The sequence below is a fragment of the Staphylococcus sp. FSL W8-1270 genome, from assembly GCF_038007165.1.
Lineage (GTDB): Bacteria > Bacillota > Bacilli > Staphylococcales > Staphylococcaceae > Staphylococcus > Staphylococcus hominis.
Map to the genome: position 1 here is coordinate 896004 of NZ_JBBOWQ010000001.1, position 25916 is coordinate 921919.

A 25916-nucleotide genomic window follows, 5' to 3' on the forward strand; every position below is an offset into this window, starting at 1 on the left:
ATTTATTCACCCTTAATTTTTAAATTTATCCTTATTTTAGCATGTTTTAATTGATAACTTCTACCTTTGCACCTAATGAGTTTTTAAAATGAGCTAAAGCGAACTGATGACCCTCTTCATTAAATGAGGCAACACCTTGTTCAGGGATAATAATATGATAGCCTAAATTATAAGCAGAAATTGCTGTATGGAGTACACATATATCAGTACATACACCTACAATTTCAACAGTATCAATATGTCTTTCTCTTAATAAACTATCTAAAGCAGTACCATAAAAAGAATCATAACGTCGCTTATCTAAATAATGTACAGTATCTTCATTTTTATATTTATCAAAAAATGATTTTACCTTACCATATAATTGACGACCTGAAGTGCCTTCAATGTTATGTGGTGGGAATAATTTAGTTTCAGGATGATACGGGTCTTCTTCAAAATGTAAATCCATCATGAAAAAGATATTATCATGTTGATGTTGATATTGATTGAGTCTTTCTACAATAAACTGTTCAATATCTTGGCCTGGTTTACCACAAGTTAATCGGCCGTCATCAGCGATAAAATCATAAGAATAATCTACAACAATCAATGCTTTGTTAGTCATAATAAACATCCCTTTCTTAATAAATGTTTGAATACCTTAAAAAATGTATAATATTAAATTATAAATATAGTATAGCTATACACCATTATGGTTACAAATATATTTAATAACAACATAAGATAGGGGATAAAAAATATTGATCAATGCACAGGATTTTGGTTTAAAAGGAAAACATAAACGAAGAGATACTAAAGCTATACAAAAAGCACTTAATGCCGCAAGATATGGAGAACATACAGTTTATATACCATCTGGGACTTATTATATTAGTAAAGCATTAGTGATATATGATCATACCACTTTAATATTAGAAGATGATACCATCTTGCAGCGTCACTCGAGAGATGCATTGTTAAAAAATGGTAAAAAATTTGGTTTCTATCATGGATATCAAGGAAATGGGCATATTAAAATAAAAGGTGGTATATTTGATATGAACGGTTCAAAGTACCCCTACAATAATACCGCAATGTCTATAGGTCATGCTGAAGATATCGAGTTAATAGATATTACAGTACTTGATGTTGTAGGTGGACATGCACTAGATGCTTGTGGAATCAATGGTTTATATATTAAGAACTGTAAGTTTAAAGGCTTTTTTGATGTAAATGGTGATCGCTCATTTTCTGAAGCAATTCAATTAGACATTCAAGTGCCTGGGTCATTTCCTAAATTTGGTACGACTGATGGCACGATTACCAAAAATGTTGTCATTGAAGATTGCTATTTTGGAAATTCAAACCAACCTAAAATGCAAGCTTGGAATAGAGCGATAGGCTCTCATGCCAGTCGTTATAATCGCTTTTACGAAAATATTCATATAAGGAATAATGTGTTTAACGGAATGAATGAATATGCATTAACTCCGTTAAAATCAAAGACAATGTTTATCTCAAATAATACCTTTATAAATTGTAATGGTGGTATTCGTTTTCTTGGAGTTAAAGATGGAAAAAATGCGGCTGATGTTTCTACAGGACAAGTTCAAAAGACTCAAGCTGGAGATAATTTGACTGTAACCGGTAATCATTTCGAAGGAGAAATGAAAAGAGATGCTATACACGTGAGAAGTTATAATAATGTAAAACATACTAATGTTTTTATTGCAGGTAATTCGTTTAATCATTCGACACAAAGATTACATTTAGAAGATATTTCTAATTTGACATTTAATCAAAATGATAAAGTTAAAGTTAAAAAAATTAATATTGATTAGTATTTAATTTAAAAAGGTATAATTATAGATGAAAAATAAATGATACGCGCTTTATTATGATATATAATAAAGCGTTTTCTTTTATGTTATAATATCATTATATATTTTCAAAAAAGTCAGATTTCTATGAGGCTTGTTTGCAATATAATAGGTATCAAATCAACTTTGTTGAGATGATGCCATATTTCTAAAAATAGAATATATTAAGTTAAGTTTCTAATTTTAAAGGGGGAGAATTAGATGACTAAGCAATCAGGTTTTCGAAGAAATGCACAATACTTAACATTTTTTTCTAAAAAAGATCATACAAATCAATCTTATTCTATGGGGCAATTATTGGGGCTCATTTTAGGACCGTTATTGTTTGTTCTTATCTTATCATTCTTTCATCCAGTAGAACTTCCTTTCAAAGGGGTATATGTTTTAGGAATTACGGTGTGGATAGCTATTTGGTGGATTACAGAAGCGATACCAATTGCTGCAACGAGTTTTTTACCACTCATACTTTTGCCTTTAGGACATGTACTTTCGCCTGAACAAGTCTCTTCTGAATATGGTAATGATATTATCTTTTTATTTTTAGGTGGTTTTATTCTTGCAATTGCTATGGAAAGGTGGAATTTACATACACGTGTAGCTTTAACTATTATTAGATATATTGGGGCAAGCACGAGTAAAATATTATTAGGATTCATGATTGCTACAGGATTCCTATCAATGTTTGTATCAAATACAGCGGCTGTTATGATAATGATACCTATTGGTTTAGCAATTATTAAAGAAGCGAATGAGTTGAAAGATGATGACGTTAAATCAGATAGTATTTCGAAATTTGAAAAATCACTTGTTTTAGCAATTGGTTATTCTGGGACCATCGGAGGATTAGGTACACTTATTGGAACACCGCCACTCATTATACTAAAAGGACAATTTGAACAACATTTTGGACAAGAAATTAGCTTTGCTAAATGGATGATTGTTGGTATTCCTACAGTCATTATTTTAATAGCACTAGCATGGGCTTATTTAAGATTTATCGCATTTAGACATGATCTGAAGTATTTACCGGGTGGTCAAACATTGATTGAAGATAAACTCAATCGTCTTGGTAAAATGTCTTATGAAGAAAAAGTAGTTCAAGCTATTTTTATTCTTGCCAGCTTACTATGGATAACAAGAGAATTTATTTTAAAAAATTTTTCAATAACATCTGAAGTTGCAGACGGTACAATTGCAATATTTATTTCTATTTTACTTTTTATATTTCCGGCTAAAAGTAAAGAAAAGCATAAGCGAATTATTGATTGGGAAGTGGCAAAAGAATTACCATGGGGTGTACTTATATTATTTGGTGGAGGCTTAGCTTTAGCAAAAGGAATTTCAGAAAGTGGTTTAGCAAAATGGCTAGGTGAGCAACTGAAAATGTTAGATGGGGTGCATCCACTAGTAATCGTTATTGTCATTACAATATTTGTGTTATTTTTAACAGAAGTGACTTCGAATACAGCAACTGCTACAATGATTTTACCTATTCTTGCTGCGCTATCTGTAGCAGTAGGTGTACATCCATTGTTATTAATGGTACCTGCAGCTATGGCAGCAAACTGTGCTTACATGTTACCAGTAGGAACACCCCCAAATGCTATTATATTTGGATCAGGTAAGTTGAGTATTAAAGAAATGGCTAAAGTAGGAGTTTGGGTTAATTTAATTTCTGCAGTGATTATTATAGTAGTTGTTTATTTCTTAATGCCACATATTTTAGGATTTGATATTTCTGACACATTAAATTTAAAATAAAATTAAATATCTTGAAATCATATATTCATTATGTATGTTTTATCTTAATACTTTAAATAAATACATAAAAAGAGCCTGGGACATCATGAGTTCATGAGTGATCCTAGGCATTTTTAATATGATGCGGTTAGATTTTCAGAATGAGAGGATAACTTCAACACAAATATTGTCCACTCTATTTTATTGACGATGAAAAGCGCCAATAATTTTTACTGAAAAATCTAATGTTTCTAATATCGAGATAACTTTATTCAAATTATCTGATAGACCGGTATCTGCTTGTACAAAGAAACGATACATACCCAGTTGAGTTTTCAGTGGTCTTGATTCAATCCATGATAAATTAATATCAAATAATGCAAATGTAGTCAGTATACTTGCCAGTAATCCAGCTTTGTCATACTTAGGGGTAATTAATAGCATTGTGTTATTCGTTTTAGACTCAAAGTTATTATCATTTTTTATGACTAAAAAACGTGTAACATTATGCGGATAATCTTGAATATTACTCTCTATAGCAGTATATCCGTACATTTCACCACTACCCACAGGAACAATGGCAGCTACATCTGAGGAAATTTTTTCTAATCCTTGAATCGTACTGTCAACATAATCGTAAGAAAATTGATGTTTTTGAATGTATTGGCTTGTTTGACTGATGGCTGGTGCGATAGAGTATACCTTTTTTATATTTTCTACCTTTGAATCACTTGTCGCATATAAACCAAAATTAATATCTAAATGTATTTCCCCATGTGCAAAAACATGTTGTTGAGCCAGTGCATCTGCCACAATGTTTATAGTTCCTTCAATTGAATTTTCTATTGGTACAATTGCTACAGATTGAGCGTCACTATTTACTGCCTTAATGACTTCGTATAAATTAGACTTTGGTATGAAATTAAAGTTATCTTTTGAAAAATATTTTTTAGCAGCTAAATATGAAAATGTACCTTCGGGACCTAAATAATATAAATGCATGATGAATTGTCACCTCATGAATCTTGTACACTAGTGGAATGGACATTTCATCGGTATCGCTTTTTTATAATGGAAATTAGGATCTTTAATAATATTTTTGTATCCATGATGATAATTAGCAGTTAACGTTGGCGATAACGGTGGGGCTAACCATGACCATTTTCCAGTAACATCACGATGATGCTGTTCCTCTTTTTCTTCAAATAATTCAAATTGTTTAGCAGCAGTTAAGTGGTCAACAATAGAAACACCCTGTGATTTAAAAGAGTGATAAACTGCATAATTTAATTCTACTAATGTACGATCTTTATTAAATGAATTATTTTTAAGTGTACCAAATTCAAATGTTTCTGCAACTTTTTCAAGCAAATTATAGCGGTAAGTATCAGTAAAATTACGAACTGCAATTTCAGTGACCATGTACCAACCATTAAAAGGAGCAGTTGGATATGTAATTCCACCTATTTTCAAATCCATATTAGAAATAATAGGAACACCATACCATTTTAAATGTAAATCTTTCAGCTTTGGAAATTGATCATGTTCTATATCAACTTCTTTAATCAATGAAGCTGGAAATTCATGATATTTTATAGGTGAATTTGGTAATTGATAAATAAGAGGAAGCACGTCAAAGTCTGAACCTTTGCCTTTCCATCCCAAATGATTAGCTAATTGCGTTATCTCGCGTTCTGATGGATCGCCTTTATCTTCATATCCTGCGTAACGTATTAATTGATTGTTATATATTTTAGGTGCATCAGTTGAAGAAAATATAGTGATATATGGTTTGATTTTACCGCCATTTGTTGCTTTGCTTAAATGATTATGAAGCGCATCTAAGAAATGTTGTTCTGTATAAATATCTCGTGCATCCACAACGTTTAATGATTCCCAAAATAAGCGGCCGACACATCGATTGGAATTACGCCATGCCATTTTAGCACCATAATTTAGTTCTTCATAAGTATGTGTATAAGTACCTGTTTGATTGATTTCTTTCTCTATCTCAGTGATACGTTTAGAAATAATATGATTTGAGTAATTTAATTCACCATACATAGTTTGGATAAAATTTTTAGCTTCTTCTAATAGCATATAATCACCTCAATAGTATTATAAGCGAGTAACTGATATAACACATACAATAAATACTTATGTCATGAATTTGTCGAATTAAAAAAATTTAATTTTTAAATTAAAGACTATTATCGAAAATACTCACTATTACTGAATTGTGATAAAATATACAAAAAGGTTGTTAGGAGAGATGAGGGTGTATCGTTACGAAGATGATAGTTTAATGTTACATAATGACTTATATCAAATAAATATGGCAGAAAGTTACTGGAATGACGGTATTCATGAAAGAAATGCAGTGTTTGATTTGTATTTTAGAAATATGCCATTTGGAAGTGGATATGCTGTTTTTAATGGGTTAAAAAGGATGATTCAATTTATAGAAAACTTCCATTTTAGTGATTCTGATATCGAATATTTACAATCAATAGGATATAAAAATGATTTTTTAAAATATCTTAAAAATTTGAAATTTACAGGGAATATTCGCGCTATGCAAGAAGGGGAATTGTGTTTTGGGAATGAACCATTATTACGAGTAGAAGCGCCATTAATTCAAGCTCAACTTATTGAAACGATTTTACTTAATATTGTAAATTTTCATACGCTTATTACAACGAAAGCTAGTAGAATTCGTCAAGTTGCACCACAAGATACGTTAATGGAATTTGGTACACGACGTGCACAAGAAATTGATGCCGCAGTTTGGGGAGCACGTGCAGCATATATTGGTGGGTTTGATTCAACAAGTAATGTCCGAGCAGGCAAATTATTTGGTATTCCAGTTTCCGGAACTCATGCTCATGCACTAGTTCAAACATATGGTGATGAGTATAAAGCATTTAAGATTTATGCAGAACGACATAAAAATTGTGTGTTTTTAGTAGATACGTTCCACACTTTAAAATCAGGGGTACCAACTGCAATTAAAGTTGCAAAAGAATTAGGAGATTCCATTAATTTTATAGGTATAAGATTAGATTCTGGTGACATTGCATATTTATCGAAAAAAGCTCGTCGTATGCTTGATGATGCAGGCTTTAAAGACGCAAAAATCATTGCTTCAAATGATTTAGATGAGCAAACAATTACCAGTTTAAAGGCACAGGGTGCAAAAGTAGATTCTTGGGGTGTAGGGACTAAATTGATCACGGGTTATGATCAACCAGCCTTAGGAGCAGTTTATAAGCTTGTCGCTGTTGAAAATAATGAAGGTGAATATGTAGATCGTATCAAGCTATCAAATAATGCGGAAAAAGTTACTACGCCTGGTAAGAAAAAAGTATATCGTATTATTAATACTAAAACTGGCAAGGCTGAAGGTGACTATATCACGCTTGAACATGAAAATCCTAATAAAGAAAAACCATTAAAGATGTTCCATCCAGTTCATACTTATAAAATGAAACATGTTAAGCATTTTGAAGCAATTGATTTACATCATTCAATTTTCGAAAATGGTAAGTTAGTTTATGACTTACCAAGTGAAAAAGAAACTCAAGATTATTTAAAACAATCATTATCACAATTGTGGGAAGAAAATAAACGTTATTTAAATCCACAAGAATATCCAGTAGATTTAAGCACAAGTTGTTGGAATAATAAACAAAAGCGCATTCTTGAAGTGACAGAACATGTTAAGGAAATGGAGGAAGACAATGACTAATTTACAAGATATCGTAGTAAAAGAAATGAAAGTAAAGAAACATATTGATAGTCAACAAGAAATTCGTGAGATTATCCAATTCATTAAAAATTATGTTCAATCACATACATTTATTAAGTCATTAGTACTTGGCATATCTGGTGGTCAAGATTCTACACTCACTGGTAAATTAGTGCAATTAGCAGTTGAAGAACTCCGTAAAGAAGGAAGAGAATGCCAATTTATAGCAGTTAAACTTCCTTATGGTAAACAAAAGGATGCTGATGAAGTAGAAGATGCACTTCATTTTATTCAACCTGATGAAGTGATTACAGTTAATATTAAACCGGCAGTAGATCAAAGTGTAGCATCATTGAAAGAAGCGGGTATTGAACTTACAGATTTCCAAAGAGGAAATGAAAAAGCAAGAGAGCGCATGAAAGTACAATTTTCTATTGCTTCAAATCGTAGTGGTATTGTTATAGGAACGGACCATTCAGCTGAAAATATCACAGGTTTTTATACTAAATATGGTGATGGTGCTGCTGACATTGCACCTATCTTTGGACTAGATAAACGCCAAGGTAGACAGCTTTTAGAATATTTAGAAGCGCCAACACATTTATATGAAAAAGTGCCTACTGCTGATTTAGAAGATGATAAACCTCAATTACCTGATGAGGAAGCATTAGGGGTAACTTATAATCAAATTGATGACTACTTAGAGGGCAAAGAAGTACCAAGTGATGCAAAAACAACGATAGAGAATCATTATGTTAAAAATGCACATAAAAGAGAATTGGCATATACTCGCTATACTTGGCCTAAACATTCACATACAAAAGAATAAATGAATACTCTAATAATTAAATGATTTAATTACTATTAGTTTTTAGTGACAAAATTATTTGTGACTGATAAAATTATTTCGAATTTTAGTTAAATGAAATGAGGAATAATATGTCAGTAATTACGTCAAATCCATGGATAATGGTATTAGCGATATTCATCATTAACGTTTTTTATGTTACATTTCTTACAATGCGTACGATTTTAACGTTAAAAGGATATCGTTATATGGCAGCAGTAGTAAGTTTTCTTGAAGTTTTAATATATGTTGTTGGATTAGGGCTAGTGATGTCTAGTTTAGATCAAATTCAAAATATTATTGCATATGCCTTTGGATTCTCAATAGGTATCATTGTTGGAATGAAAATTGAAGAAAAGCTTGCATTAGGCTATACAGTTGTAAACGTAACATCTGCAGAATACGAGCTTGATTTACCTAAAGAGTTACGAAATTTAGGTTATGGTGTTACTCACTATGAAGCACATGGTAGAGATGGAAGTCGAATGGTAATGCAAATTTTAACACCTAGACGTTATGAACGAAAATTAATGGAAACTGTTCGTAGTTTAGATGAAAAAGCATTTATCATTGCGTATGAACCTAGAGCCATTCACGGTGGATTCTGGACTAAAGGTGTTCGAACTAAGAAAGTAAAAGCATATGAAGTAGAAGAAATAGAAAGTGTTGTGGAACATAGTGAAGTTCAAGGTAAATGAAAATGAAACTATTTCAGATTGTATTGCACGTATGAGAAAAGAAGGATACATGCCAGTCAGACGTATTGAAAAACCTGTGTACTTTGAAGATAAACAAGGAAATATAAAGATATTACGACAAGATATTCAATTTGTTGGTAAGAAAATCGAAAACGACATTTAATAACTGCTCATATATAGGTCTTTGACAATTTAGAAGTCAGAGACCTTTTAATATTTTTATAAAGTTCGTAAACCTATATTCAATTAGAATAAAAAATCTTTATACTTTTAGTATAGAATCTGTTAAACTATAAATATAGAGTTAAATACGAACTATTTTACTTAAAATCGATTTAATGTACAGCTTTTTATAAAAATAATTACATAAGATAGGAGTTTAATAATGATTGAACGTTATTCAAGAGAAGAAATGTCTAGTATTTGGACAGACCAAAATAGATATGAAGCATGGTTAGAAGTTGAGATTCTTGCTTGTGAAGCCTGGAGCGAATTAGGGTATATTCCTAAGGACGACGTAAAAAAAATTCGTGAAAATGCTAAAGTTGATGTCAATCGTGCAAAAGAAATTGAACAAGAAACACGTCATGATGTAGTAGCATTTACAAGACAAGTATCTGAAACACTTGGAGAAGAACGTAAATGGGTTCATTATGGATTAACTTCTACAGATGTTGTAGATACTGCATTAAGTTATGTAATTAAACAAGCTAATGAAATTATTGAAAAAGATATTGAACGCTTTATTAAAGTACTTGAAGAAAAAGCTAAAAAATACAAATATACATTAATGATGGGTCGTACACACGGTGTTCATGCTGAGCCAACTACTTTTGGCGTAAAAATGGCATTATGGTATACAGAAATGAAACGTAATTTAAAACGTTTTAAAGAGGTACGTAAAGAAATTGAAGTTGGGAAAATGAGTGGTGCAGTAGGAACATTTGCCAATATCCCTCCTGAAATTGAAAGTTACGTTTGTAAACATCTCGGAATTGACACAGCCCCTGTATCAACTCAAACACTTCAACGTGATCGTCATGCTTATTACATTGCAACTTTAGCGTTAATTGCGACATCATTAGAAAAATTTGCTGTAGAAGTTCGTAATTTACAAAAAACTGAAACGAGAGAAGTTGAAGAAGCATTTGCAAAAGGTCAAAAAGGATCATCAGCAATGCCGCATAAACGTAATCCAATCGGTTCAGAAAATATTACAGGTATTTCAAGAGTGATTCGTGGTTATATTACGACTGCTTATGAAAATGTCCCATTATGGCATGAACGAGACATTTCTCATTCTTCTGCAGAGCGAATTATGTTACCAGATGTAACAATTGCTTTAGACTATGCTTTAAACAGATTTACTAATATTATCGACCGTTTAACAGTATTTGAAGATAATATGAGAAATAATATCAATAAAACATTTGGTCTTATTTTCTCACAACGCGTTTTACTTGCATTGATTAATAAAGGTATGGTTCGTGAAGAAGCATACGATAGAGTACAACCTAAAGCAATGAAATCTTGGGAAACTAAAACACCTTTCCGTGAACTTATAGAACAAGATTCAACCATTACAAATGTTTTATCTAAAGAAGAATTAGACGAGTGTTTTGATCCAAAACATCATTTGAACCAAGTTGATACCATTTTTAAACGTGCTAATTTAGAATAGTTTACTAATATAGTTTTAGTATTTTCAATTGAAATAACTACACTTTAATTAATTAATGCGTTAAAATATAGTTATATTTAATTTGAAAATAGGGGTTGCTTGAGATGCAAATTGAAAAATTAAGAGGAGAAGCATTGGATGAATTATTTGATGCTATCTTAACACTTAAAGATAGAGAAGAATGTTATCAATTCTTTGATGATTTATGTACAGTCAATGAAATTCAATCTTTATCTCAAAGACTTCAAGTTGCTAAAATGATAAAGCAAGGTTTTACTTATGCAACTATAGAAAAGAAATCTGGTGCATCAACAGCTACGATATCTAGAGTTAAACGCTCACTGCAATGGGGTAATGATGCGTATACAATGATTTTAGATAGATTAAATGTTGAAACAAAAGAATAAATAAAGAGAGACAATTGCTTAGCTAAAAATAGCAATTGTCTCTTTTTTGTGAATATAATTTTTACAATTTATACTAGTATAAACTTAGTGTATTGATTTAGAATTGCAAAGGTAAAAATGCTATAATTTAGTGTATGTTAAAAGAAGGAGTTATGGATAATGTATGACATTAGAAAGTGGCAGCATGTATTTAAACTTGATCCTGCCAAAGAGATTAGCGACGAAAATTTAGAAGCCTTATGTATGTCAGATACTGATGCCATCATGATTGGTGGGACAGACGATGTAACTGAAGATAATGTCATTCATCTTATGAGTAGAGTTAGAAGATATCCATTACCTTTAGTACTAGAGGTTTCAAATTTAGATAGCGTAATGCCTGGCTTTGACTTTTATTTTATACCTTCAATATTAAATAGTAATGATGTGACGTATCATAATGGTTTGCTTCATAAAGCATTAAAACAATATGGTCATATGATTAATTTTGAAGAAGTGATGCTTGAAGGGTATGTCGTTCTTAATCCAGATAGTAAAGTAGCCAAACTGACACAATCAAATACTCAGTTAGATGTTGAAGATATTGAAGCTTATGCTCAACTCGTTGAAGAAATGTATAAGTTGCCAATTTTGTATTTAGAATATAGTGGTACATATGGAGATAAAGATATTGTAAAAGCCGCTTCCCAAATGTTAACCCATACACAATTATTTTATGGTGGCGGTATTAGTTCTTTAACTGAAGCTAAAGAAATGAAAAACTATGCCGATACAATTATTGTAGGTAATATTATATACTCAGATATTAAAAAAGCTTTAAAAACTGTAAAAATAAAGAAGGAGTCGAAATAATGAATGCTCTAGTAAGTAATATGAATAAAGAACAAAGTGAAGCAGTTAGAACGACAGAAGGTCCTCTGCTTATCATGGCTGGCGCAGGTTCAGGTAAAACAAGGGTGTTAACACATCGCATAGCCTACTTATTAGATGAAAAAGATGTGTCTCCGTATAACATTTTAGCTATTACCTTTACTAATAAAGCTGCAAAAGAAATGAAAGAGCGTGTGGAACACTTGGTTGGTGAAGAAGCTCAAGTGATTTGGATGTCAACGTTCCATTCAATGTGTGTAAAGATTTTAAGAAGAGATGCAGATCGTATTGGAATTGAACGCAACTTTACCATTATTGATCCAACTGATCAAAAATCTGTAATTAAAGATGTACTTAAAAATGAAAATATTGATAGTAAACGTTTTGAACCGAGAATGTTTATTGGTGCCATCAGTAATTTAAAAAATGAATTGAAAACGCCCGAAGATGCGATGAAAGAAGCAAATGATTTTCATTCACAAATGGTTGCAACAGTATATAGTGGATATCAACGTCAACTGTCTAGAAATGAAGCATTGGATTTTGATGATTTAATCATGAAAACGATTCGTTTATTTGAACGTGTACCAGATGCATTAGAATACTATCAAAATAAATTTCAATACATCCATGTAGATGAGTATCAAGATACAAATAAAGCACAATATACACTTGTTAAATTACTTGCAAGTAAATTTAAAAATTTATGTGTTGTAGGTGATTCTGATCAATCAATATATGGATGGCGTGGTGCAGATATTCAAAATATATTATCTTTCGAGGAAGACTATCCTGAAGCAAAGACCATTTTCCTAGAACAAAATTATCGATCAACAAAAACCATTTTAACAGCTGCAAATGAAGTGATTAAACATAATACTGAACGGAAGCCTAAAGGGTTATGGACTGCAAATAATGGTGGAGAAAAGATTAAATATTATGAAGCGATGACTGAACGTGACGAAGCAGAATATGTAGTTCGTGAAATTATTAAACATCGTAAGTCTGGAAAAGACTATAATGATATGGCAATTTTGTATCGAACAAATGCACAATCACGTGTGTTAGAAGAAACATTTATGAAATCAAATATTCCTTATACGATGGTTGGAGGCCAAAAGTTCTATGATCGTAAAGAAATCAAAGATCTATTAAGTTATTTAAGAATAGTAGCAAATAGTAATGATGATATTAGTCTTCAAAGAATTATTAATGTTCCTAAAAGAGGGATAGGACCATCATCAGTTGATAAAATTCAACGATATGCACTAGATAACAATATTAGTATGTTTGATGCATTAGGAGAAGTGGATTTTATAGGGCTCTCTAAAAAAGTAACTCAAGAATGTATACAATTTTATGAAATGGTTCAAAACTTAATTAAAGAACAAGAATTTTTAGAAATTAGTGAGATTGTTGAGGAAATACTTGAAAAATCAGGATATCGTCAAATGTTAGAACATGAACAAACAATTGAATCACGTAGTCGTCTTGAAAATATTGATGAATTTATGTCTGTACCTAAAGACTATGAAAAAGATACACCTTTAGAAGAACAATCATTGATTAACTTTTTAACTGATTTATCACTTGTCGCAGATATTGATGAAGCACAAATTGATAGTGGTGTAACGTTAATGACCATGCATTCTGCAAAGGGATTAGAGTTCCCAATTGTATTCTTAATGGGTATGGAAGAATCACTTTTCCCTCATATTAGAGCAATTAAAAGTGATGACGAACATGAGATGGAAGAAGAAAGACGAATTTGTTATGTAGCCATCACACGTGCAGAAGAAGTGTTATATATTACACATGCAACTTCTCGTATGTTATTTGGACGTTCACAAGCAAATCTACCATCACGCTTCTTAAAAGAAATTCCTGAAGAATTATTAGAAACACCAGCAAAATCAAAACGACAAACAATCACTTCTAAGTCAACTACATCGTCAAAACGTGGTTTTAGTAAACGTACGACTTCTACTAAAAAACAAGTATCTGCTTCAGATTGGAAGGTAGGAGATAAAGTGACACATAAATCATGGGGCGAAGGTATGGTGAGTAATGTAAGTGAAAAAAATGGCTCTGTTGAATTAGATATTATATTTAAATCTGAAGGTCCTAAGCGTTTATTAGCTCAATTTGCGCCTATCGAAAAAAAGGAGGATTAGTAAATGGATAACATTCAAAATCGTGTCAATGAACTGCATGATTTATTAAATCAATATAGTTACGAATATTATATAAAAGATAATCCTTCTGTACCTGATAGTGAATATGACAAATTATTACGTGAATTAATTGACATTGAAAATGCACATCCTGAACTAAAAACTGACGATTCTCCAACAGTTAGGGTTGGTGGAGAAGCTCAATCATCATTTGAAAAAGTAAATCACGAAACACCTATGCTTAGTTTAGGTAATGCTTTTAATGAAGAAGAACTAAGACGTTTTGATGAACGTATTCGAGAACATATTGGTAAAGTGGAATATATGTGTGAGCTAAAAATTGATGGTTTAGCAGTTTCTTTAAAGTATGAAGATGGACGATTTGTGCAGGGATTAACGCGAGGAGATGGTACCACAGGAGAAGATATTACAGAAAATCTACGTACTATTCATGCGATTCCTCTTAAAATTAAAGAACCTTTAAATGTCGAAGTTCGTGGAGAAGCATATATGCCACGTCGTTCCTTTATGAGATTGAATGATGAGAGAGAAAAAAATGAAGAACAACCATTTGCTAATCCACGTAATGCAGCAGCAGGTTCTTTAAGACAATTAGATCCTAAATTAGCTGCTAAACGTAAACTAAGTGTCTTTTTATATAGTGTAAATGATTTTACAGATTTTAACGCTACTACTCAAAGTGATGCATTAGATGAATTAGATCGTTTAGGTTTTAAAACTAATCATGAACGTGCACGCGTAGAAGATATAGAGGGTGTACTAGAATATATTAAAAAGTGGACTAAACAACGTGAACAGTTATCTTATGATATTGATGGAATTGTTATTAAAGTGAATGATCTTGATCAACAAGACGAAATGGGATTTACTCAAAAATCTCCACGTTGGGCAATAGCTTATAAGTTTCCAGCCGAAGAAGTTGTCACAGAACTTAAAGATATTGAATTAAGTATAGGACGTACTGGCGTCGTTACACCGACAGCCATTTTAGAACCTATTCGTGTTGCGGGTACTACAGTTTCAAGAGCATCGCTTCATAATGAAGATTTAATTAAAGAACGTGATATTAGAATCGGTGATAGCGTTATAGTGAAAAAAGCTGGAGATATTATTCCTGAAGTCGTAAGAAGTATTATTGACCGTCGTCCAAATGATGCAAAACCATACCGTATGCCAACGCATTGTCCAAGTTGTGGTCATGAATTAGTGCGTATTGAAGGAGAGGTTGCGCTTAGATGTATCAATCCAAAATGCCAAGCTCAACTTGTGGAAGGATTGATTCATTTTGTTTCTCGACAAGCGATGAATATAGACGGACTAGGAAATAAAATTATTCAGCAACTGTATCATCATCAACTTATTAAAGATGTAGGTGATATTTTCTATTTAACTAAAGAAGATTTATTGCCTTTAGAACGAATGGGTACAAAAAAAGTAGAAAACTTATTAAGCGCTATTGAACATGCAAAACAAAATTCTTTAGAACATTTATTATTTGGTTTAGGTATACGACATCTTGGCGCCAAAGCAAGTCAAATTTTAGCAGAGAAATTTGAAACCATGGATCGTTTACTTAAAGTAACAGAAGAAGAACTGATAGCGATTCATGATATTGGAGATAAATTAGCACAATCTGTAGTAACGTATCTAGATAATGAGGATATTAAAGCACTTATTGAAAAATTAAAAGATAAAAATGTCAACATGACATATAAAGGTGTTAAATCCTCTGAAATTGAAGGACATCCAGAATTTCAAAATAAGACTATTGTTCTTACTGGAAAATTACAACAAATGACACGTAAAGAAGCAACAACATGGTTAGAAATGCAAGGTGCTAAAGTAACAAGTAGTGTAACTAAAAGTACAGATTTAGTAATAGCTGGTGAAGATGCTGGCTCAAAATTGTCTAAAGCTGAACAATTTGGTACAGAAATATGGTCCGAATCACAATTTATTGAAAAACAAAATGAAATATCAGAATAGAGGAGAACGTAATGAAGCGGTTATTATTATTAGTTATAACGTCGCTTATGATATTGACAGCGTGTGGCAATGGGAATGATAAAAATAGTCAGTCAAATAATAAGCAACAAGAACAAAATTCAAATAATGTAAAAACAGTTGCCACTGATCAAGAAGTTCAAGGAGATAATTATCGTACAATCTTACCATTTAAAGAAAACCAAGCTCGTGGAGTATTACAAGATAATATGGCTAATAGCTATAACGGTGAAGATTTCGAAAATGGTTTATTACATCTAAGTAAGTCTGTATTTCCAACTGATAATTTTTTATATCAAGATGGGCAGTATTTAGACAAAAATACAGTTAACGCATATTTAAATCCCAAGTATTCTAAAGACGAAATTGATAATATGAGTGAAAGTGAAAAGGAATCAAAAAAAGCTACTGAAAATTTAGGTCTTAATCCATCACATGATGGAGAAACTAAACCAGAAAAAATAGCAGAAAGTTCTCCTGCTTATTTATCTAATATCTTAGAACAAGATTTTTATGATACAAATGATACAAAAGGAAAAACAATTAAAGGCATAACAATTGGTCTTGCTATGAATAGTGTCTATTATTATCAAAAAGAAAAAGATGGAGAAACATATAGCAAATCGCTAGATAATAAAGAAATTGAAAAACAAGGTAAAGCAATGGCTCAAGAGTTACTTACACGCCTTAGAGCAAATAAAGATTTGAAAAATATTCCAATTCACTTTGCAATATATGTTCAATCGAGTCAAGATGCAATTACGCCAGGACACTTTATTGCTAATACTACTGTTGATGACAAACAAACTAAAATTAATAAATGGAATAAAATTGATGAGATTTCAGCACTTTTACCTTCAACAGAAGCAGAAAAATATGACAAAAATCTAAATAATAATTTTAAGCAATTTAATGATGATCTTCAATCTTATTTCTCTAATTTTACTCAAGCAATTGGAAAAGTGAAATTTGTAGATAAGAAACCTAATAAACTAGTGATTGATTTGCCAATCGATTACTATGGTCAAGCTGAAACAATAGGAATTACACAATATGTAACAGAACAAGCTAAGAAATATTTTGATAATATAGATAGTTACGAAATTCGTATAAAAGATGGTAACAATTCAAGAGCACTTATTAGTAAAACAAAAGATGACAAAGACCCACAAGTCCATATTTATAGTAATTAATCAAAAAGAGGTTGTGACACGTCGTGTCACAGCCTCTTTTTGATATTCAATAAATTAATTTATTTTTCGCGAACAATGGTTTTAACTTGATTTAACTGTTGTTCAATAGAATAGTTTGATTTATAGGTGAAGATGCTAACAAGGTATGTAACGATTACACTACTAATAAAACCAGGTATAATTTCATACATACCAAATAGTTCATTAATATTAGCAAGTGGTTTAACCCAGACAATCCAAATAATGACTACGAGAGCTCCAGCAATCATACCACTTATCGCACCCGCACGTGTTAGTTTTTTCCAATATAAAGAAAAAAGAACAAGTGGACTAAACGCTGCACCAAAACCAGCCCAAGCATTTCCGACTAGGTTTAATATAGTGTCATTAGGAGACCAAGCAATAGCAAGAGCTACAATGGCCACAGCTAACACAGATAATCTGCCTACAAGTACAAATTCTTTTTGATGTGACTGAGCATGTTCTTCACCGCGAATGAGCTTATAGAAATCTTCTGTAAGTGAGCTTGAAGTCACTAATAATTGTGAAGAAATTGTACTCATAATAGCAGCTAGAATGGCAGCAAGTAAGAATCCACCTACTAAAGGATGGAAAAGAACTTGGCTCATTATAATAAATAATGTTTCTGGATCGTCCATTTTAATATGATTTTTCGAAATAAAAGCAATTCCAGTTAACCCTACACCCACAGCTCCAAGTAAACCTACAATCATCCAACTTATTCCTAAGCGTCGTGCTTTAGGTAAAAGTTTGTGAGATTTAATAGACATAAATCGTACAATAATATGAGGCTGACCAAAATAACCTAATCCCCATGCAAATAATGAAATCATACCTAAAAAAGTAGTGCCTCTAAATAAATCCATATTAGTTGGTTTCATTTCAGCTACTTGATGGAATGTATCCCATCCACTAAGTTGTATCAAAGCAACTATTGGTACCATTACCATTGCGATAAGCATGATAACCCCTTGGAAAAAGTCAGTAATAGAAACAGCTAAATATCCTCCGAAAAAGGTATATAAAATGACAATAATTGCGACTGAAATAAGTCCCCAATGATAATTTAATCCAAATGCGCTTTCGAATAATTTACCTCCAGAAACGAAGCCAGAGTGCGTATATAAAGTGAAAAAAATAACAATAATAAGACCAGAAATAATTTTAATGATATTATGTTTATCATTAAGACGATTTTTGAAAAAATCAGGGAGCGTAATTGCATCTCCAGCAACTTCTGTATATACTCTAAGCCTTGGTGCAACAACTAGATAGTTAACATAGGCACCAATAGTTAAACCAATCGTAATCCATATTGCCGATAAACCTGTGCTATAAACTGACCCTGGAAGTCCCATAATCATCCAACCACTCATATCTGAAGCACCGGCTGATAAAGCAGTAATATATGGGCCTATATTTCTCCCACCTAACATATACTCACTTAAATTGCCGGTTGCCTGTTTATAACCATAGTAACCAATCACTAGCAGAATAATAAAATAGATTGCAATCATAATATAAGTCTGCCAGCTTGTGTTAGCATGAGTACCTAAATTTGCACCTAATACAAACATTGTAATTACCCCCTTTAAAACTTTTAAATTTATATTTTTCAACAACATTGTACTGAAAAAAGAAATGACGATTTTTAAATTAGTTACATGTAATATTATACAATGATATTTATAGATTAGAGAAGTAAAATTTTATCTATAAATAACAGTTTATTTCAATATAATGATAAGCGTTAACAAGAATTATAGTATAGATAAAAAATAATTCATTTTATTATATAACGTTAATATTAATAAATTATTAATAGAAATTAATGTATATTTATAGATAACTATATAAATGAGTTACATAAGAAAGTTATTTTAATACTTAACTTTGCTAAGAATAGTTAATACACTGAGTATAATAAATATTTAGATTTTTAACTGAAAATTTGATACAATTTTATGATGAATGAGTAATAAGGAGGCTTTTTTAATAATGACTAAAGTTACACGCGAAGAAGTTGAACATATAGCACATTTAGCAAGACTTCAAATTTCTCCTGAAGAAACTGAAGAAATGGCTAATACACTTGAAAGTATCTTAGATTTTGCAAAGCAAAATGATTCAGCAGATACTGAAGGTGTGGAACCAACATATCATGTCTTAGATTTACAAAATGTGTTACGTGATGATAAAGCAATCGAGGGTATTCCTCAAGAACTTGCATTAAAAAATGCGAAAGAAACAGAAGACGGTCAATTTAAAGTACCAGCTATCATGAATGAGGAGGACGCTTAAGATGAGTATTCGTTATGAATCTGTTGAAACACTTTCAGAAATGATTAAGAGTAAAAAAATTAAACCTTCTGAAGTAGTTAAAGATATTTATGATGCTATTGAAGAAACAGATCCAACAATTAAATCATTTTTAGCTTTGGATAAAGAAAATGCAATTAAAAAAGCTAAAGAATTAGATGAGTTACAAGCTAAAGATCAATTTGAAGGTAAATTATTTGGAATCCCAATGGGAATTAAAGATAATATTATCACTAAAGATGTCGAAACAACTTGTGCAAGTAAAATGTTAGAAGGTTTTGTACCGATTTATGAATCAACAGTGATGAATAAATTACATCAAGAAAATGCAGTGTTAATCGGCAAATTAAATATGGATGAATTTGCAATGGGTGGTTCTACAGAAACATCTTATTTCAAAAAAACTGTCAATCCATTTGATCATCAAGCAGTTCCAGGAGGATCTTCTGGAGGTTCAGCTGCAGCAGTAGCAGCAGGACTAGTACCATTTAGTTTAGGGTCTGATACTGGTGGATCAATCAGACAACCAGCTGCATATTGTGGTGTAGTAGGTATGAAACCTACATATGGCCGTGTATCACGTTTTGGTTTAGTTGCTTTTGCATCTTCATTAGATCAAATTGGGCCAATCACTCGTAATGTTAAAGATAATGCGATGGTATTAGAAGCAATTGCAGGTGCAGACAAAAATGACTCTACAAGTGCACCGGTTGAAGACGTTGATTTTACTTCAGAAATTGGTAAAGATATCAAAGGTCTTAAAATTGCACTTCCTAAAGAATACTTAGGAGAAGGTGTTAGTGAGGAAGTAAAAATCTCTGTAAAACAAGCAGTAGAAACATTAAAGTCACTTGGTGCAGAAGTTGATGAAGTATCATTACCAAACACTAAATATGGTATTCCTTCTTATTATGTAATTGCATCATCTGAAGCATCTGCAAACTTAGCACGTTTCGATGGTATTCGTTATGGCTACCATTCAAAAGAAGCGCAAACATTAGAAGAATTATACAAAATGTCTCGTTCTGAAGGCTTTGGAGACGAAGTTAAACGTCGTATCTTCTTAGGTACATTCGCATTAAGTTCTGGTTATTATGATGCATTTTATAATAAATCTCAAAAAGTTAGAACATTAATTAAAAATGACTTCGATAAAGTATTCGAAAATTATGATGTTGTTGTAGGACCTACAGCTCCAACAACAGCGTTTAATTTAGGCGAAGAAATTGATGATCCTTTAACAATGTATGCAAATGACTTATTAACTACGCCTGTTAACTTAGCTGGTTTACCTGGCATTTCTGTGCCATGTGGCCAATCAAACGGACGTCCAATCGGTTTACAATTTATTGGTAAACCATTTGATGAGAAAACATTATATCGTGTGGCATATCAATATGAAACACAATTTAACTTACACGACGCATACGAAAAATTATAAGGAGTGGAAATAATGCATTTTGAAACAGTTATCGGACTTGAAGTTCACGTTGAATTAAAAACAGACTCAAAAATGTTCTCTCCATCACCAGCGCATTTTGGGGCTGAACCTAACTCAAACACTAATGTTATTGATTTAGCTTATCCGGGTGTCTTACCTGTTGTAAATAGAAGAGCAGTAGATTGGGCGATGCGTGCGTCAATGGCTCTAAACATGGACATTGCTACAAATTCTAAATTTGATCGCAAAAACTATTTTTATCCAGATAATCCGAAAGCATATCAAATTTCTCAATTTGATCAACCAATCGGTGAAAATGGATATATTGATATTGAAGTTGATGGTGAAACGAAACGTATTGGTATTACTCGTCTTCATATGGAAGAAGATGCTGGTAAATCAACTCATAAAGATGGTTACTCTTTAGTAGACTTAAACCGTCAAGGTACACCATTAATAGAGATTGTATCTGAACCAGATATTCGTTCTCCTAAAGAAGCATATGCTTATTTAGAAAAATTACGTTCAATTATCCAATATACTGGTGTATCTGATTGTAAAATGGAAGAAGGTTCACTACGTTGTGACGCTAATATTTCATTACGTCCTTACGGTCAAAAAGAATTCGGTACTAAAACTGAATTGAAAAATCTAAACTCATTTAACTATGTTAGAAAAGGTTTAGAATACGAAGAAAAACGTCAAGAAGAAGAATTATTAAACGGTGGTACGATTGGTCAAGAAACACGTCGTTTTGATGAATCTACTGGTAAAACTATTTTAATGCGAGTTAAAGAAGGTTCTGATGATTATCGTTACTTCCCAGAACCAGATATTGTACCTTTATATGTCGATGATGAGTGGAAAGAACGTGTGCGACAAACCATTCCAGAATTGCCTGACGAACGTAAAGCTAAATATGTTAATGAACTAGGCTTACCTGAATATGATGCACATGTATTAACCCTTACTAAAGAAATGTCTGATTTCTTTGAAGGTGCGATTGAACATGGCGCAGATGTTAAACTAACATCTAACTGGTTGATGGGTGGCGTTAATGAATATCTTAATAAAAATCAAGTAGATTTAGAAGATACAAAATTAACTCCTGAAAATCTTGCTGGAATGATTAAGCTTATTGAAGATGGAACAATGAGTAGTAAAATTGCCAAAAAAGTATTCCCAGAATTAGCTGAAAATGGTGGAGATGCTAAACAAATTATGGAAGATAAAGGTTTAGTTCAAATCTCAGATGAAGCTACACTATTAAAATTTGTTAATGAAGCTTTAGATAATAATCCACAATCTGTTGAAGATTATAAAAATGGTAAAGGCAAAGCTATGGGCTTCTTAGTGGGTCAAATTATGAAAGCTTCAAAAGGTCAAGCTAATCCTCAAAAAGTCAATCAATTATTAAAACAAGAATTGGATAAAAGATAATAGCTCATCTCATATGAGGTATTAAATATAAGTTTAAGATAAACTGTTCACAAAGTGTTTGAGATTGTGAACAGTTTTTTATTCATATTTCTAAAGAAAAGGATATTGGATTTCAATAGGATAGATAAGCAAAGTATTTAGTTTGTTCCTAGTGTCAAAAGAATGAGATATTCTTTACTTCGGTTAGTTTATTACAACAATTGTACAACAAAATGATACCTACAAAAATTTAAAAGAATGGGTATAAATACTTTTAACTCATTCATAAATCATTTAATATAGTGTTATGTAATAAAAAGTAGAGGGATAACTTATGAGAAAACGAGCAAGAATCATTTATAATCCAACTTCTGGAAAGGAGCTATTTAAACGCACTTTACCAGATGTTTTAATAAAATTAGAACGTGCAGGTTATGAAACAAGTGCTTATGCAACTGAACGAGAAGGAGATGCTACACTTGAAGCGGAACGTGCACTTGAACAAAACTATGATATTATTATAGCCGCTGGCGGTGATGGCACTTTAAATGAAGTTGTAAATGGAATTGCTGAACAACCCAATAGACCTAAATTAGGTATTATACCTATGGGTACAGTGAATGATTTTGGACGAGCTTTACATTTACCAAATGATATTATGGGTGCAGTAGATGTTATTATTAAAGGTCATACGACAAAAGTAGATATTGGAAAAATGAATAACCGATATTTTATAAATTTAGCTGCTGGAGGTAAGCTCACGCAAGTATCCTATGAAACACCTAGTCGCTTAAAATCTATTGTTGGACCTTTTGCATATTATATAAAAGGTTTCGAAATGTTGCCGCAAATGAAGGCAGTCGATTTGAGAATTGAATATGATAATGAGGTATTCCAAGGGGAAGCACTATTATTCTTACTAGGGCTTACCAATTCAATGGCAGGCTTTGAAAAACTTGTACCTGATGCTAAGTTAGATGATGGGTATTATACTTTAATTATCGTTGAGAAAGCAAACTTAGCTGAATTAGGCCATATCATGACATTAGCTTCTAGAGGTGAACATACCAAACATCCTAAAGTAATATATAAAAAAGCAAAATCAATTAATATTTCATCATTTACAGATATGCAATTAAATGTAGATGGAGAATATGGTGGTAAATTACCTGCAAACTTTTTAAATTTAAAACAGCATATTGAAGTTTGTACTCCTAAAGATATTTATAATGATGAGATATCTGAAAATCATTAAAGTATTTAAGAATTAAACGAATTAGGGAAAATGAAATAAGAAGTTAAAAAGAGGTTATCTATAATTTCTAGTTTGAAAAGGTAAGAAGTTATACGTACCTCTTTTTCATATGGAGTGAAAAATAATAGTGATGATTAATAAAAATGATGTAATAAAAGGAAAAGTGATAGATTTAACGCATGAAGGACATGGTGTGATTAAATTAGATCGTTATCCTATTTTTGTTCCTAATGTGTTAATTGATGAAGAAGTAGAGTTTAAGGTAATTAAAGTAAAGAAAAACTTTGCTATTGGTAAACTATTAAAAGTACTAAAACAAAGTGAGCAAAGAGTAACACCTCCTTGTATATATTATGAGAAATGTGGAGGATGCCAGTTACAACATATGTCTTATGAATCTCAGCTAAAAATGAAAAAACAACAAGTTGTTAATTTATTTCATAAAAAGGCGAAATTAGAGGAAACAGTGATTCACGATACTATTGGTATGAATCATCCATGGCGGTATAGAAATAAATCCCAGCTTCCTGTAGGTAAAGATAAAAATAATAAAACGATAATGGGATATTATCGTCAAAGAAGTCATGACATCATTGATATGGATAGTTGCTTAATTCAAGATGAAAAACAACAAGAACTAATGAATGATATAAAACAGTGGTTAAATGAATTGAATGTAAGCATTTATAATGAAAAAAATAAAAAAGGGTTATTACGTCATGTAGTCATTCGAACAAGTCATTATACAAATGAAGTTATGATTATATTTGTAACAAATGGTTCTAAATTTAAAGAAGCTGAAACGCTAGTACATAGACTAACAGAGGTATATCCTGACATAACAAGTATTAAACAAAATATTAATAATTCACATTCAAATGTCATAATGGGTAAGCAATCGATGACTTTATATGGAAAAGATAAAATTACAGATAAGTTAAGTGAAACTATTTTTGAAATTAGTGATCAATCGTTTTATCAAATTAATTCTGTTCAAACAGAAAAATTATATCAGAAAGCTATTGACTATGCTCAATTAAGTGGAAATGAAATTGTTTTAGATACATATTGTGGTATAGGAACGATTGGGCTTTACATGGCATCAGTGGCTAAACATGTATATGGTGTCGAAATTGTGCCATCAGCTATTGAAGATGCCAAGCAAAATGCTTTAATTAATCATTTTGATAATACAACGTTCGAATGTGGTAAAGCAGAAGAAGTGATAATTGAATGGAAACAAAAAGGAATAGAACCTGATGTTATCATGGTCGATCCTCCACGAAAAGGATGCGATCAAGTCTTTATAGAAACATTATTAGAGTTAGCCCCTAAGCGCATTATCTATATTTCATGTAATCCTTCAACACAACAAAGAGATGCTCAACTTTTAGCTAATCTATATCATTTAAAAGAAATAACACCAGTCGATATGTTTCCACATACAACACATATTGAAACTGTGGCCTTATTCGAAAGAAAAACAGTGTAATTAAATTAAAGTAAATGAGGAGAAGTTTATTAAAATAAGATTACAAAGGGTTTAAGTTATTTATAATCGCTTTCATTCTAACACTTCTACATGTATACTATGAAAGAGTTTTAGTGAAATGAGTGGAGGTTGACAGATGCACAAAATTGATTTATCACACAATCGAATCAAAATATCAAAATTACTTACCATTCAAGTTGTTATGATGTTATTTGCAATTTTATTTACATATAAGTGGGCAGTTAATTATGTTGATATTATTGAACAACGTTTTTTGACAAATGTCATTTATGGAATACTTGGTTTTATTGGAGTATTAATTATTCACGAATTAATACATAAATGTTTATTTTTTATTTTTTCTAAAGGACAGAAACCACAATTTAAATATAAAAATGGAATTTTGCTCATTTATTTGTCATCTAAATACTTTAATAAATGGCAATTTTGTGCAGTCATGCTTGCACCATTAGTAATCATTACAATAGGGTTAATGATTTCATTTTACCACTTTGCTTACTCTTCTATTATATTTATATCAAGCATACACATCGGATATTGTTTGATTGATATATATCTAGCAGGTATAACAATTATTAACAAATTTAAATATATTCGTTCTACTGATGAAGGTATCTTTATGTATCATCATTTGCCTATATCTATAAATAATGATTATGAATAAACATCTGCATAAGTCTTAATATTATTATAAATGCATTTA

The 25916-nt window shown here is 31.4% G+C and carries 22 protein-coding genes; 18 read left to right on the forward strand and 4 right to left on the reverse strand.

Going from position 1 to position 25916, the window contains the following annotated elements:
- Positions 1 to 46: 46 nt before the first annotated feature.
- Positions 47 to 607 carry a cysteine hydrolase family protein gene (locus NSU06_RS04485; RefSeq protein WP_002450084.1) on the reverse strand — a complete coding sequence of 187 codons (561 nt, stop codon included), beginning with the start codon at positions 605 to 607 and terminating at the stop codon, positions 47 to 49.
- A gap of 133 nt (positions 608 to 740) precedes the next feature.
- Here NSU06_RS04485 and NSU06_RS04490 point away from each other — a divergent pair, with 133 nt between their 5' ends.
- Positions 741 to 1823 (forward strand): glycosyl hydrolase family 28-related protein, encoded by a 1083-nt coding sequence (locus NSU06_RS04490; RefSeq protein ID WP_039984319.1) that lies wholly within the window; start codon positions 741 to 743, stop codon positions 1821 to 1823.
- Positions 1824 to 2063: 240 nt separating this feature from the next.
- Positions 2064 to 3623 carry an SLC13 family permease gene (locus tag NSU06_RS04495; protein WP_017175254.1) on the forward strand — a complete coding sequence of 520 codons (1560 nt, stop codon included), beginning with the start codon at positions 2064 to 2066 and terminating at the stop codon, positions 3621 to 3623.
- A gap of 180 nt (positions 3624 to 3803) precedes the next feature.
- On the opposite strand, the gene pheA is transcribed toward NSU06_RS04495, so the two are convergent.
- Together pheA and NSU06_RS04505 are read right to left on the reverse strand one after the other, a co-directional pair.
- Entirely contained in the window at positions 3804 to 4604 is an 801-nt protein-coding gene (pheA, locus tag NSU06_RS04500) for a prephenate dehydratase (protein WP_017175253.1), read from the reverse strand.
- Between the two features lie 30 nt (positions 4605 to 4634).
- The gene (locus tag NSU06_RS04505) at positions 4635 to 5702 is read right to left on the reverse strand and encodes a nitric oxide synthase oxygenase (RefSeq protein WP_017175252.1); all 1068 of its coding nucleotides are present in this window, start codon (positions 5700 to 5702) and stop codon (positions 4635 to 4637) included.
- A 178-nt stretch (positions 5703 to 5880) separates the two neighbouring features.
- On the opposite strand from NSU06_RS04505, the gene NSU06_RS04510 reads away from it, so the two are divergent.
- From NSU06_RS04510 to NSU06_RS04555, 10 genes are all read left to right on the forward strand, one after another.
- A complete protein-coding gene (locus tag NSU06_RS04510) occupies positions 5881 to 7350 on the forward strand; it encodes a nicotinate phosphoribosyltransferase (protein WP_079335369.1) in 1470 nt (489 codons plus the stop codon).
- The gene (gene nadE, locus NSU06_RS04515) at positions 7343 to 8179 is read left to right on the forward strand and encodes an ammonia-dependent NAD(+) synthetase (RefSeq protein WP_061544438.1); all 837 of its coding nucleotides are present in this window, start codon (positions 7343 to 7345) and stop codon (positions 8177 to 8179) included. Before NSU06_RS04510 ends, nadE begins: the two co-directional genes overlap by 8 nt.
- 110 nt (positions 8180 to 8289) lie before the next feature.
- Positions 8290 to 8895 (forward strand): DUF2179 domain-containing protein, encoded by a 606-nt coding sequence (locus tag NSU06_RS04520; RefSeq protein WP_002450021.1) that lies wholly within the window; start codon positions 8290 to 8292, stop codon positions 8893 to 8895.
- Positions 8876 to 9058 carry an NETI motif-containing protein gene (locus NSU06_RS04525; RefSeq protein ID WP_002455112.1) on the forward strand — a complete coding sequence of 61 codons (183 nt, stop codon included), beginning with the start codon at positions 8876 to 8878 and terminating at the stop codon, positions 9056 to 9058. The genes NSU06_RS04520 and NSU06_RS04525 overlap by 20 nt, the downstream gene beginning before the upstream one ends.
- 222 nt (positions 9059 to 9280) lie before the next feature.
- On the forward strand, positions 9281 to 10576 hold the full coding sequence (gene purB / locus NSU06_RS04530; RefSeq protein WP_049379618.1) for an adenylosuccinate lyase: 1296 nt from the start codon (positions 9281 to 9283) through the stop codon (positions 10574 to 10576).
- Between the two features lie 104 nt (positions 10577 to 10680).
- Positions 10681 to 10983, forward strand: a complete 303-nt coding sequence (locus NSU06_RS04535) for a YerC/YecD family TrpR-related protein (RefSeq protein ID WP_017175247.1) — start codon at positions 10681 to 10683, stop codon at positions 10981 to 10983.
- A 159-nt stretch (positions 10984 to 11142) separates the two neighbouring features.
- Complete coding sequence (locus tag NSU06_RS04540) at positions 11143 to 11835, forward strand: heptaprenylglyceryl phosphate synthase (RefSeq protein WP_017175246.1); 693 nt, start codon at positions 11143 to 11145, stop codon at positions 11833 to 11835.
- A complete protein-coding gene (pcrA, locus tag NSU06_RS04545) occupies positions 11835 to 14027 on the forward strand; it encodes a DNA helicase PcrA (protein WP_037541687.1) in 2193 nt (730 codons plus the stop codon). The genes NSU06_RS04540 and pcrA overlap by 1 nt, the downstream gene beginning before the upstream one ends.
- Positions 14028 to 14030: 3 nt before the next feature.
- Complete coding sequence (gene ligA, locus NSU06_RS04550) at positions 14031 to 16034, forward strand: NAD-dependent DNA ligase LigA (RefSeq protein ID WP_017175244.1); 2004 nt, start codon at positions 14031 to 14033, stop codon at positions 16032 to 16034.
- An 11-nt stretch (positions 16035 to 16045) separates the two neighbouring features.
- Positions 16046 to 17245 carry a CamS family sex pheromone protein gene (locus NSU06_RS04555; protein WP_079335368.1) on the forward strand — a complete coding sequence of 400 codons (1200 nt, stop codon included), beginning with the start codon at positions 16046 to 16048 and terminating at the stop codon, positions 17243 to 17245.
- A gap of 59 nt (positions 17246 to 17304) precedes the next feature.
- On the opposite strand, the gene putP is transcribed toward NSU06_RS04555, so the two are convergent.
- Positions 17305 to 18843, reverse strand: coding sequence for a sodium/proline symporter PutP (gene putP / locus NSU06_RS04560; RefSeq protein WP_017175242.1), 1539 nt, complete (start codon positions 18841 to 18843; stop codon positions 17305 to 17307).
- 421 nt (positions 18844 to 19264) lie between these two features.
- Between putP and gatC the strand changes: the two genes are divergently transcribed.
- The 6 genes from gatC (at position 19265) to NSU06_RS04590 (ending at position 25877) form a co-directional block, all read left to right on the forward strand.
- The gene (gene gatC / locus NSU06_RS04565) at positions 19265 to 19567 is read left to right on the forward strand and encodes an Asp-tRNA(Asn)/Glu-tRNA(Gln) amidotransferase subunit GatC (RefSeq protein ID WP_002450027.1); all 303 of its coding nucleotides are present in this window, start codon (positions 19265 to 19267) and stop codon (positions 19565 to 19567) included.
- Position 19568: 1 nt separating this feature from the next.
- The gene (gene gatA / locus NSU06_RS04570) at positions 19569 to 21026 is read left to right on the forward strand and encodes an Asp-tRNA(Asn)/Glu-tRNA(Gln) amidotransferase subunit GatA (RefSeq protein ID WP_017175241.1); all 1458 of its coding nucleotides are present in this window, start codon (positions 19569 to 19571) and stop codon (positions 21024 to 21026) included.
- 12 nt (positions 21027 to 21038) lie between these two features.
- On the forward strand, positions 21039 to 22466 hold the full coding sequence (gene gatB / locus NSU06_RS04575) for an Asp-tRNA(Asn)/Glu-tRNA(Gln) amidotransferase subunit GatB (protein ID WP_017175240.1): 1428 nt from the start codon (positions 21039 to 21041) through the stop codon (positions 22464 to 22466).
- 313 nt (positions 22467 to 22779) lie between these two features.
- Positions 22780 to 23700 (forward strand): diacylglycerol kinase, encoded by a 921-nt coding sequence (locus NSU06_RS04580; protein WP_017175239.1) that lies wholly within the window; start codon positions 22780 to 22782, stop codon positions 23698 to 23700.
- A 130-nt stretch (positions 23701 to 23830) separates the two neighbouring features.
- Positions 23831 to 25192, forward strand: coding sequence for a 23S rRNA (uracil(1939)-C(5))-methyltransferase RlmD (gene rlmD, locus NSU06_RS04585; protein ID WP_037541699.1), 1362 nt, complete (start codon positions 23831 to 23833; stop codon positions 25190 to 25192).
- 136 nt (positions 25193 to 25328) lie between these two features.
- A complete protein-coding gene (locus NSU06_RS04590; protein ID WP_017175237.1) occupies positions 25329 to 25877 on the forward strand; it encodes a DUF3267 domain-containing protein in 549 nt (182 codons plus the stop codon).
- Positions 25878 to 25916: the final 39 nt, after the last annotated feature.

Bases quoted from the DNA above. Each gene is read 5' to 3' on its own strand.
- NSU06_RS04505 (WP_017175252.1), bottom strand. From the start codon at position 5,702: ATGCTATTAGAAGAAGCTAAAAATTTTATCCAAACTATGTATGGTGAA.
- NSU06_RS04535 (WP_017175247.1), top strand. From the start codon at position 10,681: ATGCAAATTGAAAAATTAAGAGGAGAAGCATTGGATGAATTATTTGAT.
- rlmD (WP_037541699.1), top strand. From the start codon at position 23,831: ATGATTAATAAAAATGATGTAATAAAAGGAAAAGTGATAGATTTAACG.
- pheA (WP_017175253.1), bottom strand. From the start codon at position 4,604: ATGCATTTATATTATTTAGGTCCCGAAGGTACATTTTCATATTTAGCT.
- putP (WP_017175242.1), bottom strand. From the start codon at position 18,843: ATGTTTGTATTAGGTGCAAATTTAGGTACTCATGCTAACACAAGCTGG.
- gatA (WP_017175241.1), top strand. From the start codon at position 19,569: ATGAGTATTCGTTATGAATCTGTTGAAACACTTTCAGAAATGATTAAG.
- NSU06_RS04520 (WP_002450021.1), top strand. From the start codon at position 8,290: ATGTCAGTAATTACGTCAAATCCATGGATAATGGTATTAGCGATATTC.
- gatC (WP_002450027.1), top strand. From the start codon at position 19,265: ATGACTAAAGTTACACGCGAAGAAGTTGAACATATAGCACATTTAGCA.
- pcrA (WP_037541687.1), top strand. From the start codon at position 11,835: ATGAATGCTCTAGTAAGTAATATGAATAAAGAACAAAGTGAAGCAGTT.
- NSU06_RS04580 (WP_017175239.1), top strand. From the start codon at position 22,780: ATGAGAAAACGAGCAAGAATCATTTATAATCCAACTTCTGGAAAGGAG.
- gatB (WP_017175240.1), top strand. From the start codon at position 21,039: ATGCATTTTGAAACAGTTATCGGACTTGAAGTTCACGTTGAATTAAAA.
- ligA (WP_017175244.1), top strand. From the start codon at position 14,031: ATGGATAACATTCAAAATCGTGTCAATGAACTGCATGATTTATTAAAT.
- nadE (WP_061544438.1), top strand. From the start codon at position 7,343: ATGACTAATTTACAAGATATCGTAGTAAAAGAAATGAAAGTAAAGAAA.
- NSU06_RS04485 (WP_002450084.1), bottom strand. From the start codon at position 607: ATGACTAACAAAGCATTGATTGTTGTAGATTATTCTTATGATTTTATC.
- NSU06_RS04495 (WP_017175254.1), top strand. From the start codon at position 2,064: ATGACTAAGCAATCAGGTTTTCGAAGAAATGCACAATACTTAACATTT.
- NSU06_RS04590 (WP_017175237.1), top strand. From the start codon at position 25,329: ATGCACAAAATTGATTTATCACACAATCGAATCAAAATATCAAAATTA.
- purB (WP_049379618.1), top strand. From the start codon at position 9,281: ATGATTGAACGTTATTCAAGAGAAGAAATGTCTAGTATTTGGACAGAC.
- NSU06_RS04540 (WP_017175246.1), top strand. From the start codon at position 11,143: ATGTATGACATTAGAAAGTGGCAGCATGTATTTAAACTTGATCCTGCC.
- NSU06_RS04555 (WP_079335368.1), top strand. From the start codon at position 16,046: ATGAAGCGGTTATTATTATTAGTTATAACGTCGCTTATGATATTGACA.